Source organism: Rheinheimera aquimaris (assembly GCF_020531985.1).
Lineage (GTDB): Bacteria > Pseudomonadota > Gammaproteobacteria > Enterobacterales > Alteromonadaceae > Alishewanella > Alishewanella aquimaris.
Genome location: NZ_JAJAVQ010000004.1, coordinates 72472 through 85259 on the forward strand (window position 1 = coordinate 72472; position 12788 = coordinate 85259).

9 protein-coding genes are annotated in these 12788 nt (G+C 49.8%); 4 read left to right on the forward strand and 5 right to left on the reverse strand.

The window, feature by feature from the left end; all coding sequences use genetic code 11:
• The first annotated feature begins 110 nt into the window (after nt 1-110).
• Nucleotides 111-1406 (forward strand): aminotransferase class V-fold PLP-dependent enzyme, encoded by a 1296-nt coding sequence (locus LHL18_RS12875; RefSeq protein ID WP_226767370.1) that lies wholly within the window; start codon nt 111-113, stop codon nt 1404-1406.
• A 27-nt stretch (nt 1407-1433) separates the two neighbouring features.
• Here LHL18_RS12875 and LHL18_RS12880 read toward each other — a convergent pair whose 3' ends face one another.
• Nucleotides 1434-4202, reverse strand: coding sequence for a tetratricopeptide repeat protein (locus tag LHL18_RS12880; protein WP_226767371.1), 2769 nt, complete (start codon nt 4200-4202; stop codon nt 1434-1436).
• A 113-nt stretch (nt 4203-4315) separates the two neighbouring features.
• Nucleotides 4316-5062 carry an exosortase-dependent surface protein XDP1 gene (gene xdp1 / locus LHL18_RS12885; RefSeq protein WP_134057831.1) on the reverse strand — a complete coding sequence of 249 codons (747 nt, stop codon included), beginning with the start codon at nt 5060-5062 and terminating at the stop codon, nt 4316-4318.
• 340 nt (nt 5063-5402) lie between these two features.
• Here xdp1 and LHL18_RS12890 point away from each other — a divergent pair, with 340 nt between their 5' ends.
• The 3 genes from LHL18_RS12890 to LHL18_RS12900 all read left to right on the forward strand — a co-directional run bounded on the left by LHL18_RS12890 (nt 5403) and on the right by LHL18_RS12900 (nt 7471).
• Entirely contained in the window at nt 5403-5621 is a 219-nt protein-coding gene (locus tag LHL18_RS12890) for a ParD-like family protein (protein WP_226767372.1), read from the forward strand.
• The gene (gene map / locus LHL18_RS12895; RefSeq protein ID WP_134057827.1) at nt 5602-6387 is read left to right on the forward strand and encodes a type I methionyl aminopeptidase; all 786 of its coding nucleotides are present in this window, start codon (nt 5602-5604) and stop codon (nt 6385-6387) included. The genes LHL18_RS12890 and map overlap by 20 nt, the downstream gene beginning before the upstream one ends.
• 88 nt (nt 6388-6475) lie before the next feature.
• On the forward strand, nt 6476-7471 hold the full coding sequence (locus LHL18_RS12900; protein ID WP_226767373.1) for an SMP-30/gluconolactonase/LRE family protein: 996 nt from the start codon (nt 6476-6478) through the stop codon (nt 7469-7471).
• Here the strand turns inward: LHL18_RS12900 and LHL18_RS12905 are convergent.
• The 3 genes from LHL18_RS12905 to LHL18_RS12915 all read right to left on the reverse strand — a co-directional run bounded on the left by LHL18_RS12905 (nt 7468) and on the right by LHL18_RS12915 (nt 12788).
• Nucleotides 7468-8268 (reverse strand): glycosyltransferase family 32 protein, encoded by an 801-nt coding sequence (locus LHL18_RS12905; RefSeq protein ID WP_226767374.1) that lies wholly within the window; start codon nt 8266-8268, stop codon nt 7468-7470. The two genes, LHL18_RS12900 and LHL18_RS12905, sit on opposite strands and share 4 nt — an antisense overlap.
• 242 nt (nt 8269-8510) lie before the next feature.
• Nucleotides 8511-11600, reverse strand: coding sequence for an efflux RND transporter permease subunit (locus LHL18_RS12910; protein ID WP_226767375.1), 3090 nt, complete (start codon nt 11598-11600; stop codon nt 8511-8513).
• A gap of 12 nt (nt 11601-11612) precedes the next feature.
• Nucleotides 11613-12788, reverse strand: coding sequence for an efflux RND transporter periplasmic adaptor subunit (locus LHL18_RS12915; RefSeq protein ID WP_226767376.1), 1176 nt, complete (start codon nt 12786-12788; stop codon nt 11613-11615).

The window sequence follows — 12788 nt, forward strand, 5'->3', positions numbered from 1 at the left end:
TTTGTAATAAATTATTCTTCGACTTATATGGGCGTAGCGCGATATAACGAAACTGACACTATTAGCAATCGTCGACTACACTGATTAAAATTTAATCAGGATGATTAAGTATGAAACGGCGCGATTTTCTCACTAAAAGCTCATTATTACTTGGTAGTAGTTTGCTGCCGGTGTCTAACCTGCTGCAAGCCAGCACAGCATTACCCGCGCTTAAAACCGCAGATTGGAAAGGCCTGCGACAACAGTTTGCGTTAACGCACGACTACATACATTTAGCGACCTTTTTGCTGGCGTCACACCCCAAGCCGGTGGCGGCAGCCATTGAGCGGCACCGAAAAGCTTTTGATGAAAATCCGGCCGATTACTGGCACAAGCATTTTATGACCATTGATCACCAGATTGCCGCTACAGCGGCAGAGTACATGGGCGGCGAGCCGTGGCAGATAGCGCTGACTGACAGCACCACTATGGGCCTGGCGCTGGTATACAGTGGCTTAAAATTACGCCCGGGTGATGAAATACTGCAAACGGTGCATGATCACTATTCCACTGATTTGTCCTTGCAGCTAAGGGCAGATAGAACCGGCGCTAAAGTACGCCAGGTTACACTGTACGATGATCCTGCCCAGGTATCGGTAGATGAAGTGGTTAGCAAGCTTAAAGCAGCAATTAACGCCAAAACGAAGGTCGTCGCGATCACCTGGGTACATTCCTCTACCGGGGTAAAACTGCCGGTGCGTTCTATTGCTGATATGTTGCATGAGTTGAACAACCGCAGGGCCGAAGCCGAGCAGATCGTCTTTTGTGTTGATGGTGTGCATGGCTTTGGTATTGAGAATGTGGATGTTTCAACGCTCGGTTGTGATTTCTTTATTGCCGGCACCCATAAATGGATTTTTGGCCCGCGCGGTACTGGTGTGATCTGGGGCAGCGAACGCGGCTGGCAGCATTGCAATGCAGTTATTCCAAGCTTTAGTCAGTCGTATGATGTCTGGCTCGGCGGCAGCAGGCAGGATCAGGTGCCCATAGGCGAGCACATGAGCCCGGGTGGGTTTCACTCGTTTGAACACCGCTGGGCGCTACCTGAAGCGTTTAAACTACATTTGCAACTGGGTAAAGCGGATGTCCAAGCCCGTATTCACCAGCTTAACAGCCAGACTAAACAAGGCCTTGCCAATCTGGCGGGGGTAAAACTGTATACACCTATGTCGCCGGAGCTATCTTCGGGGTTGGTATGTTTTGATTACAAACAAATGTCGCCGGAAGATGTGGTAAAAGCTATGCACAAAAAGGGCGTTATTATGAGCGCGACACCCTACCGCCAATCTTATGCCCGATTTGCACCAAGTCTGGTAAATAATGAGCAAGAAATTGAACAAGCGCTGGCTACACTAAATAGCGTATAGCCAGCGTTAGCTGTTGGCAGGCGCGAGTTATAGGGTGTTTAACAAGCTTGACGCTTTGCTCCGGTAGTCTGGCTGGCTGGTACTGTTAACCAACTTTTGCAGTATCAGCCGTGCTTCCTCTTTACGTTGTAATTGTACCAGGCACTCTGCCAGCAGGTAGTTTATTTCTGCATTAGTGCTATCCAATGCGAATGCCTGTCGCAACACCGGCAGCGCCTGATCAAACTGATGCAGCTCGAGCAAAGCTTTCGCCCGTGTTAATTGGATCCGGGGGTTGTTACTAAGCAGTTTATCCGCCTGAATGGCATACATCAGTGCTTGCTCAGCGTCATCAGTTAACAATGCGTTTGCCAGATTATTATATAGCCAGGGGTCGTCGGTAAATGCACCGGCATTCAATAGCTGCTGATATTGCTGTTTTGCTGCAGCATAAGAGTGATGATTAATATGATGCTCTGCCAGTAAACGACGCAGCCACACATTGTCAGGGTTGGCGCTAAGGTATTGCTCAGCTACTGTAACAAAAGGCTGATTATATTTTTCCTGCCGGGCTAATTCGTATAAACCGGCCCAGGCGCGGTTGAATAACGGGTCCTTGCTGATGCTGGTTTGAAAAGCAGCGAAAGCATCTGCACTGTTACCTGTTTGGTTGGCATACTCTGCGCGCAGTAAATAGGCATCGGCACTCTGGCCTGATTCGCCTTTTAGTGCTGTCAGCTGCTCTTTCGCAAGCGTGAGTTTGTTGTTCGCTATCAGCATGGCTATATATTCGTACTGATATACAGGTTGATCTGGTGAGAGCTGTAGCGCCGTAGCCAGGTTTTGCAGCGCCAGTTGCGGATGGCCAAGCCGTTGCTGAATTTTACCAAGCTGCAGCCAGTGTCCACTGCTCAGTTCAGGCAATGACTGAATCAGCTTTATCTTGTCTTCAGCTTGTGCCGTTTCGTTCAGAGCGAGTAAGACATCGACTTCCTGAAACAGTAGCTCTTTATCAAGAAACTCTTGTCGCAATGCCCGCTGCAGCAGATAGCGCGCGTCTGTCAGAGCGTTGGTTGTCAGATAATGACGTAGCAGCAAATCTACCGCAGGGCGGTAGTATTTCCGGTTTAGCATAGTATTCAGTCGCTGCTCGGCTTGTTGTGTTTTATTCAGCTGCAACTCCGTAGCGGCCAGTAAAACCGTTGTTGCCTGGTGGTAGGGCTGTTCTTTTAGCAGTGCTGAAAGTAACGTCTCAGCTTCTTGTATTTTGCCCTGGCTAATGTACAGATTAGCCAGTGTCAGCCTGCCGGCAAAGTGTTCTGGCTTTAGCTTTAATAGCTGCTGCAATGTCTGGTTTGCACTCTGGTACTGCTGCGCTTGTAACAGAATACCGGCATATAAGTTCAGGTAATCCGCATTATCAGGTGCCAGTGTTATCAGTTGGTGAGCTTTTTCCAAAGCAGCATCATTGTCGCCAATATCCAGCGCCAACAGAGCACCTGTTAACAACGTTGCTGGTGTATCCGGGCTTTGCTGTTTATTCAGCTCCTGCAGCGCCAGCTCCGGGCCATATAACTGACGTTTTAAATCAGCATCCAGTGCAGCCAGTGTTGCATCAGCAGGAAACCGGGCCCGGATATCACTTAACATTGTTTCAGCTGTTTTAAGCTTGCCAGCGCGCATAGTAAGCAAAACATGCTGAGCCAGCAGTGGCACGGAGTTTTGAATATGCTCCTGATGTCTCTCCAAAAAACGCAGTGCCATGCTGGGTTCTCTGGTGCGTAAATAGTGTTCTGCAATCAATGCTATAGCATTTGAATCTTGCGGTTGCAGTTTAAGGTAAGCCTCTAAATCCTGAATTGCCTGTTCTGACGCGCCCAGCAGATAGTTCAAGGCTGCCCTTAAATACAGCTGTGCTGGCGCTGCCGCAAAGTAATCGGCTGGCAGCGCATTCAGATCGTCGCGTAGTGCAACAAAATTAGTGGTTTCTGTTTTGTTATCCAACACAGCGTTAAGTAGTAGCAAACTAAAGCGCAGATAGGCATCGTTCAGCCCCATATCCTGCAGCTTAAGTAAGAGTGGCCGGGCCTTGTCCGGCTGACCTACAGCGAACCAGGCGGCGCTCAGTGCCCGTAACACGAAGGGGTTGTCGCTCTGCAGCGCCAAAGCACGCTGATAATAATCAAGAGCAGCTTCAGGTTGCTGCTGCTGTTTGGCGAGATTGCCGAGTAGCAGCAGTGTTTCAATGTTTTGTGGGTCTTGAGCCAAGGTTTGCTGCAGTAAGTTATTCGCTTTGCCAAACTGACGTAATCTGATAGCCAGGCCTGCTTTGGCATTGAGCAAGGACGCATTGTCTGCAAACAGTTGTTCTGCGTTATCCAGTGCGGTGGCTGCTTCGGTGTATTTACCGTTTTCCTGATAGAGGTTAGCGCTGACCAACAGCCAGTTGAAGCGCTTGAGCGTGCTGAATACACCATACTTCTCAAGTTGCATCAGTCTGGATTCATCCTGAAATAACAGGTAGATGTAACTGAGCTCATCACTGAGCAGATTAACATCGGCACCGTCGGTTAGTGCGCCTTCCAACACATTTAACGCCTGTGCGAAGTGTTGCTGCTCTAACAGAATTTTGCCCAGTAAAATTTGAGCCGCTAAGTTATCCGGATTATCTTTTAATACATTACGTAAATGGATGCCCGCGCTATCAAATTGTTTCTGCTGGTACAGTTTTAACGCGTTCTCGTAATTATATTGGTTGTCGGCAAACAACTGGCAGGAGAAGACCAGCAGCAGTGCCAGAATAAAGCGAACAAACATTGAAACCTCTTATCTTTTCTTGCCGGAGTCGGCAAACTGTCCCTGTAAAGCAAATGAACAATAGCAGTAATAAGCAGATAAAAAAAAGGGGCCTGACGCCCCTTTTGTGCAGATTAGGCGCGCCGTCTGTAGAGCAAGCCAATCAGGCCTAACGAAAACAGTGCTATGGTGCCAGGCTCTGGTACCTGTACCGGCGTATCAGTGTTGTCTGGTACAAAGGTCTTAGTGGTGATGCTGGCAAATTTAATATTATCACCCAGACCATAATTGCCGCCGTTAAATACCGGATTATAAGCGCCGATTAACCAGTAGTTAGCGAAAGTACTGGTAATGCCTGTACCTTCAATAGAACTGTTGTTAGCAAATACATAAGGTGTATTAATACCAGTATCTTTATAGCTCGCGGTTTGGATGGCAGAATTCGCCACTTGTTGCCAGTTGACTGAACCGCCAGCGAAAGGGTTAGCCGCAAAAGCGCCTACTGATACCCAGCTGTAGCCGCTGGTCCAGCTGTTTGTCAGGCTAAGCAATTCAACAGGTTGCAAGAATTCCAGTAGGATAAAATCAAAGCCGCTGGTATTGTCTACCGCGTGTGAAGGTGAGCCGCTGTCGTTTCTGTTCCACAGTTGCACACCCCAATTAGAATCAAGGGTAACGCGGTTGGCAGATCTTACCGTAGATGTTGCGCTGCTGCTGTTAGAAGACCAGCCAGATAGTGTAGCGCTGTTGCCTGAGCTGGATTGCAGTGAAAGTTTGTTGGCGCCAGTTGCAGTTTGGCCGGTTTTAAAATTCCACGTTTCTGTGCTGGCATAAGCAGACAGTGAAACCGAGCAGAGCAAAATTAGTATGGATCTTAACATTTTCCATTCCCTACAGAGATAGACGACAGTGGTTTATCACAATTCCTAACATGTTAATGCAAAAAGCAGACCATTTCGTTAGCTGCTGATTCTCATTGATTTTTTTGATTCCGCATCTGGTCTAGTGTAAATAAAATTGACAGATCCTTTTTGATCCACAGACATCATACGCTACAAATCATGGCGCAGTATAAAGCTTAGCGCAAATATGATCTTGGCAGTATTAAAGCGCCGCATTGTTGTCTGCCGTAGCCAGTGCCACAGTGTAGCGCATTAAAGTGGTAGTTGTTTGGTTTATATGTTTTATATATGATTCGTATATTCAGAAGAGGGGGTTAACTTGGGTATCGTTAAAATTGCAGATGAACTGCACGAGGAAATTCGTAAAGCCAGTGGTGCTATGTCCCGTTCAATCAATGCTCAGGCCGAATTCTGGTTGAAAATGGGCATGCTCGCTGAGCTGAATCCGACATTAAATTATCAGCAGTTGACAGCAAGATTATTGCGCCAGGCTGATGTTACGCTTGCAGGAGAGATAGATGACCCCCGTTGTGCTTAAAACGCCAGACGAGATCAGCTTGCAAAGAGAGGCGGGCCGCCTGTTGGCGCAGGTGTTTGCCATGCTTGATGGTAAAATTGCCGAAGGCATCTCAACGCTGCAGATTAATGATCTGGCAGAGCGTTATATTGTCGATGAACTGCATGCCAGACCGGCAAGCAAGGGGCAGTATGGCTTTGCTTATGTGCTGAATACATCGGTAAATGATGTCGTCTGTCACGGTGTACCCTCTGCAGTGCAGCTACTGCGAAGTGGCGATATTATCAACGTTGATATTACGCTGGAAAAGCATGGTTTTATTGCAGACTCCAGTAAAATGTATTGCATCGGCAGCGTAAAACCAGACGCTAAAGCACTGGTTTATGATTGTTATCAGGCGCTGTGGTTAGGCATTAATGCTGTCAAACCCGGAGGTAGACTGGGTGATATAGGCTTTGCCATAGAGCAGTTTGCCAGGCGTAAAGGTTACAGTGTCGTACGTGAATATTGTGGCCATGGTATTGGCCGGGAAATGCACGAAGCGCCCCAGGTGTTGCATTACGGCACGGCAGGTAGTGGCATGATACTGAAACCCGGCATGGTATTTACCATTGAGCCGATGCTTAATCAGGGCAGCCATAAAGTAAAAACCAAAAAAGACGGTTGGACCGTCGTTACCCGTGACAAAAAGCTGTCCGCCCAGTGGGAGCATACGGTAGCAGTGACTACAACGGGTTTTGAAGTGCTGACTCTGCGTAGTGAAGAGCAAGCTCTATTTAATGAATAAACATAACTGGCCGCGTGAATAACAACATTTTCTCCGTTTTGACATCATGTTAGCCTGTCATTAGTTATTTCTCGGTAAGGGGCTTTAAATGCGCACAACTGCTATGCTGCTGTTTCTTTTGCCAGCTCTGGCATTGGCTGGTACTTCTCCCTGGCCTGAGCAGCCGGTATTAATGTTGCAGCCCGGTATGCAACAGGTTGTCAGTAAACAGGCGGCACTTGAACAATTGGCGGAAGGTTTTCATTGGGCTGAGGGCCCGGTGGCTGAACCTGATTCGGGTGATATTTTATTCTCCGATGTGCCGCAGAATACTGTGTATCGCTGGAGTGCACTTCAAGGCTTGACCGTTTATTTGCAGCCGTCTGGTTACACCGGTTTGTATCCGGACAATAATCTGCAGGAAGGCTCTAACGGACTGATATTTAATCATGATGGCCAGTTGGTGCTGGCGCAACATGGTGACCGGCGCCTGGCTGTGTTGCAAAGCAGTGCAGAGAAGCCGCAGTATCATACCCTTATCAGCCGTTATAACGGCAAACTGCTGAATAGCCCCAACGATGTGGTGCAGCATAGCAGCGGCGCTTATTATTTTACCGACCCACCATACGGCCTGAAAGGCGCAGATAAATCAGCGCAAAAACAGCAGAGTATTAACGGGGTTTATCGGTTGCAACGTGATGGCCAGATAACGCTGCTGGCAAGCCACCTGACCCGGCCGAATGGCCTGGCATTTTCACCGGATGAGCAATGGTTATATGTGGCCAATTCTGATCCTGCCGCAGCGCAGTGGTGGCGCTATCCGGTAAACAGTGATGGCACGCTTGGCGAAGGTAAATTATTTTTTGATGCTACCGCTGCAGCAAAAATGGCCAGTGGTTTGCCGGACGGGCTAAAAGTGCTGCCGTCTGGCATATTACTGGCTACCGGCCCCGGTGGGGTGTGGGTGTTATCGGCGAAAGGCGAGCATCTGGGTACGATACAAACCGGCGTGGCGGCGGCTAATGTGGCGTTAAGCGCTGACAACAGCTGGCTGTATATTACTGCCAGCCGTTATCTGTTGAGAATAAAGCTGCAGCAGGGTTAAACGTTACTGCCATCCTGCACGACCAGCAGGCTATAACGCGCACCCAGTGCCCACTGCCAGATTTTGGTTTCACCGGCTTGCAGTGGCAGTAACGCTGAACGTATTTTATTGCGTTTTAACCGGATAAATTTGTATCGCTTTATCCGGAACAGCAATTTACGGCTGTATTCATCAAACCAGGAACCGTTAAAGTGATGAATAGCGTAGCCGGGCTTGTCCTGTCTGGGCGTACAAAAATAATGGCTGGGATAAATCACGGCGTCAGCGGTAAGCTTAGTTGTCTCATCATCCCGGTAAGGTTTTACCAAGCCAAACTCCCTGCAGAAAATCTCACTTATTACACCTGTATTTGGCGTCATGTCATATTGGCCGTCTGCTGTGACAAACTGCTTGGTGTCATACGGGCGTAACAGTTTATCTATTACTATATTCTGCGCGCAGGCGCCCATAAGCGCCGTAACAGGTGCCAGACGGTTTTTAAATTTCTCAAAGCCGGTGACAAAGTTATGCTGGCGAAATACTTCTAAATCAGCAGTGACTTCCAGATCAGTGTCAAAATAAAATCCGCCGTACTGGTGTAGTGCGTAAAGCCGCAGATAGTCCGATACAAAAGCCCATTTACCTGCTGCAAAGGCTTGCTGCATATAGGTATTGTTCAGGGCTTTGACACTGTCGTTACTCCATTCAATCAGCTGGTAGTCCGGCAGGTGTTTTTTCCAGCTGGCAATACAGCGCTGCACCAGCTCAGGCTTTTCGGCATTTCCTACCCAGACGTAATGAATTATTTTCGGGATCATCAAATACACCACTATGGTTGTGTTTACCGGCGGCAATATAAAGCGGGCCCGGGCGGCAGATTGTATGACTTTGTAACGAAGCTGTTACCTCTATTACAAATGACAGAGTGGCCGTAATACCAAATACCGGGCAACCGCGACAGCGCCAGAGGGTGCGGTTATTCTGCGCTGTGCGGCTGAAGTTATGCTGAATCACCAGTGGTAATGTTATTTACTCTGTTTGAGTTATCCATAGATGTTGATTAATAGTTAAGCAGTGAAAACCGCTGCAAGCGTGGTTTTAACCATTGCACCGCATCATCAACACAGCTGTATACCACCGGTATGACCAGTAAACTAAGAAACGTAGAGGTGATAAGTCCACCAATGACAACGATGGCCATTGGTGCACGGAAACTCGGATCGCCGCCAATACCCAACGCGATAGGCAGCATGCCAGCCCCCATAGCCAGCGTTGTCATGACTATCGGCCGCGCCCGTTTGCGACAGGCATCTATAATGGCATCCCAGCGTTCTAGCTGATGTTCACGTCTGGCAATAATGATGTAATCAATCAGCAGGATGGAGTTTTTGGTGGTGATGCCCATCAGCATAATTAAACCAATCATTGCCGGCATGGACAGTGCTGAGTGGGTTAAAAACAGCGCCAGAAACGCGCCGGGTACAGATAAAATCAGCGCAGTAAGAATGGTAACCGGCTGCACAAAATCTTTTAGCAGCAAAACCAGCACCATATAAATGCAGCATACGCCGGTAAGCATTGCTATAGCGAAGCCGCTTGCCAGTTCGCCCATCATTTCAGCGTCGCCCTGTGTGGTTTGCGATACGCCCGGCGGCAAGGTTTTTAAACTGGGCAGCGCCATTACGGCTTGTTCTACCACACCTAACGGCAGGGTGTTTAGTTCTACATCAAAATTGATATTGCGCATGCGGTCAAAGCGCGTTATTTCTGTCGGGCCACTGCTTATTTCCAGACTGGCGACATTCTCCAGCGCGACCGGGCCATGAGCACCGGGTATTGGCAAGCGTTTAAAGGTGTCAAAATCTTCGCGGGCAATATCGCTCAGGCGCACCACTACCGGAACCTGACGCTCACTGAGGTTAAGTTTGGCTAAATCCTGTTGATAGTCTCCCGCTGTGGCGATACGTAAAGTGTCGGCAATGGCCGCTGCTGTAACACCCAGATCGGCGGCGCGGGCAAAATCCGGTTTGATCAGTAGCTCAGGCCTGACCAGGCTAGCGCTTGACGTAACGGCACCGATGCCCGGAATTGCCCTTAACTCCCGCTCAATTTGCAGCGCATGTTGCTGCAGTACGCGGCTGTCTTCGCCGGCCAGCACCAGCCTGTAGTTTTCGCTGTTGCCCATACCGACTTTAATTCTTGCGCCGGGCAGGGAGCGCAGAATTTCGCGTAGTTGTTGTTCAATGTCTTGCTTATGTACACCAGGCCTTTGCTTGCGATGGCTCAGGCTTAGTGTCAACACCGCTGAGCGAACACTGGCTGCTGTGCCGCCCGCGTCATCGGTGTCACCGGCATTACCACTGCCAATAGCGGTATAAATTTGTTGTACATGTTCATGCTGTTGCAGCAGTTGGCGTGCCTGTTCAGCCAGTGCCACAGTGTCCTGCAATTTTGTGCCGGGTTGCATAGTCAGCATAACCTGGGTCTGCTGGTTATCATCTGCTGGCATAAAGGCGCCGGGCAACGTCATCGCCAGCATTATGCCGGCAAAGAAAAATATTGCAGCCGCCCCCAGCGTTATACTTTTGTGCTGTAAGCAGCGACTTGCCAGTTTAAGGTAAGAGCGTATCCAGCCAGGTTCTGGTTTAAGCTGCTGGCTGCTCTGTTGCTTGGGTGAGCGCAACAGGTAGGCCGCCATCATCGGCGTCAGCAGGCGGGCAACCAGCAAAGAAAACAACACGGCGATGGCTGCAGTCCAGCCAAACTGCACAAAGAATTTACCAATGACGCCGCTCATAAAGGCGGTAGGCAGAAAAACTGCGACCAAGGTAAAAGTGGTTGCGACCACGGCCAGACCAATTTCATCGGCAGCTTCCATTGCTGCCTGAAACGGCGTCTTACCCATTAACAGGTGACGCTCAATATTTTCTATTTCTACAATGGCATCATCTACCAACACGCCAATCACTAAAGACAGTGATAACAACGTTACAGTGTTCAGCGAAAAGCCCATCAGGTGCAGCACGAAAAAGGTGGGAATGATAGACAGTGGCAGAGCGACCGCGGAAATGAAAGTGGCCCGCCAATCGCGCAGAAATAAAAATACGACTATTACCGCCAACAGTGCGCCTTCATACAACAACTGCATGGAGCCGGCGTAGTTCTCTGCTACTGGATCAATCAGGTTAAATACTTCGGTTACACTGATATCCGGGTGCTGTGTTTGCAACTGCTGCAGTGCAGTCTGTACTCCCTCGGCCACTTCAAGTTCGCCATAACCAACAGCACGGGTTATCTCAAAGCCCACCACCGGCTGGCCATTCAGAAAAGCGGCAGAACGTTGCTCTGCGGTGGTATCGGATACGGTGGCTATGTGATCCAGCCGGATACGGCGGCCATCCGTTAAACTGATTTCCATGGCGGCGAACTGTTCTGCCGACTGCACGGTAGCTAGGGTGCGGACCGACTGCTCCATACCGCCAATATGGGCGCGCCCGCCAGCGGCTTCCTGCTGTACTAGGCGTAATTGGCGTGAAATATCAGCTGCTGTGGTGTTGAACGCCAGCAGGTTAGCGAAATCCAGTTCGACCCGGATCTCCCGCTGAACACCGCCGACCCGGGTTACCGCGCCGACCCCTTTTACCGCCAGCAGCGCTTTGCTGATGTCGTTGTCGACGAACCAGGATAATGACTCGGTATCCATTCTAAAAGAGCTAAGGCTGTATGTCAGAATGGGGGAACCAGATAATTCTTCTTTTTTAATTACCGGATCACGTATGTCTGTTGGCAGGTCAGAACGAATGCGGGCGACAGCATCTCGCACATCATCAAGGGCTTGTTGTATCGGGCGCTCCAGCCGGAACTCGACTGAAATACTGGCTTCGCCGTCGCTCAGGTTGCTGTAAAGGTGCTTTACGCCCTGAACTGTGGCCAGAGAACTTTCTATTTTGCGTACGACATCGGTTTCAAGCTGCGACGGTGAAGCCCCTGGCAGTTCTACAGTGATGGTAACTGTGGGTAAGTCCAGATCGGGTAAGTCCTGAATTTTCATCGCGCGAAAGCTAAAAATTCCGGAAAATGTGAGTAGCACAAACAGTAGGATAGCCGGCGTGGGGTTACGTATAGCCCAGGTAGAGATATTTAAATTCATTTTGTACTCCGGCTACATCGCTTCGTCTGATGAAGCGGTTAGCGTCGGCCCGCTCATAATGGGTTTTACAGGCAGTTGTGTGGTGAGCTGGTGGGGAACAACTTTCACCAAATCGCCATCACCGAGAAAAGCCCCGCCTGTTGCAACTACCTGATCAGCCGGTGTAATGCCGTTGGTAATTTCAACTAAATCAGCTGTGCGACGCCCGGTGCTTACTTTAGTTTGCCTGACTCTGCCGTCCGGGCCTGCACGCATTACATAGCTAAAACCATCCCGCAGTTGAATGGCGCTTTGTGGCAGTGTTAGCACCTTCGACGTCCCCAGCTCAAACCAGCCACGGGCAAAGCTGCCGGCTTTGGTATTACTGCCTAATGGCAGGTCGACATACACCGTCCCATTACGGCTTTGAATATCCACTACCGGAGCGACAATCCGTACAATACCAATAATGGTGCTGCCGCCAAGCGGCGTGATATGCACGCGCTGGCCCGGTTCGAGCTTCGCCAGATCTGCGGCGGCCACTTCTGCCCGCCATTCCAGCCGGCTGCCCCTGATCAGCCTGAACAGCTCCTGGCCTGCAGGCATTACTGCACCTACTGTGGCAGCTCTGGCTGAAATAATACCGTCATCGGGTGAGTACACCTTAGTATGCTCAACACGTAATTGCTGTATATGCACCAAAGCCCGGGCTGACTGCAGCCGGGCCCGGGCCGCTTTTTCAGTAGTGATGTACTGCTGGATTTGCTGCGAAGACAAGGCTCCGCTTGCTTGCAGCTCTGCAGTGCGTTTCACATCAGCTGAGGCTTCCGCCAGCAGGGCTTCTGCTTCTGCCTCTGCTGCCAGGGTTTGAGCCAGATCAGCCTGCACAGTATCTGCATTGAAGCTAGCCAGCAGCTGACCATGCTTGACGCTGTCTCCGACGTTAACCAGCACTTGATCCAGCTTTAAGCCATTTGTTTCATTGCCGATACTGGCTTCCTGCCAGGCACTGATATTGCCGCTGGCAGATAATATGGCTGGCAACAGTGCAAGTTGAGGGCTGACGACACTCACGGTCAATGTTGGCCTGGAAGTTGTGAGCACCTTATTTGCCGGTGTGTCAGCATGGTCTGCTGCGATAATGATGCTGGCCGTGATGGCGACGATCAGTGCAGTACCAAGCAATACAACCTGATGAGACCTTTTCAT

What these genes read in the sequence shown, in the direction of transcription:
- LHL18_RS12875 (WP_226767370.1), top strand. Translation starts at nt 111, where the DNA reads ATGAAACGGCGCGATTTTCTCACTAAAAGCTCATTATTACTTGGTAGT.
- LHL18_RS12880 (WP_226767371.1), bottom strand. Translation starts at nt 4,202, where the DNA reads ATGTTTGTTCGCTTTATTCTGGCACTGCTGCTGGTCTTCTCCTGCCAG.
- xdp1 (WP_134057831.1), bottom strand. Translation starts at nt 5,062, where the DNA reads ATGTTAAGATCCATACTAATTTTGCTCTGCTCGGTTTCACTGTCTGCT.
- map (WP_134057827.1), top strand. Translation starts at nt 5,602, where the DNA reads ATGACCCCCGTTGTGCTTAAAACGCCAGACGAGATCAGCTTGCAAAGA.
- LHL18_RS12900 (WP_226767373.1), top strand. Translation starts at nt 6,476, where the DNA reads ATGCGCACAACTGCTATGCTGCTGTTTCTTTTGCCAGCTCTGGCATTG.
- LHL18_RS12905 (WP_226767374.1), bottom strand. Translation starts at nt 8,268, where the DNA reads ATGATCCCGAAAATAATTCATTACGTCTGGGTAGGAAATGCCGAAAAG.
- LHL18_RS12910 (WP_226767375.1), bottom strand. Translation starts at nt 11,600, where the DNA reads ATGAATTTAAATATCTCTACCTGGGCTATACGTAACCCCACGCCGGCT.
- LHL18_RS12915 (WP_226767376.1), bottom strand. Translation starts at nt 12,788, where the DNA reads ATGAAAAGGTCTCATCAGGTTGTATTGCTTGGTACTGCACTGATCGTC.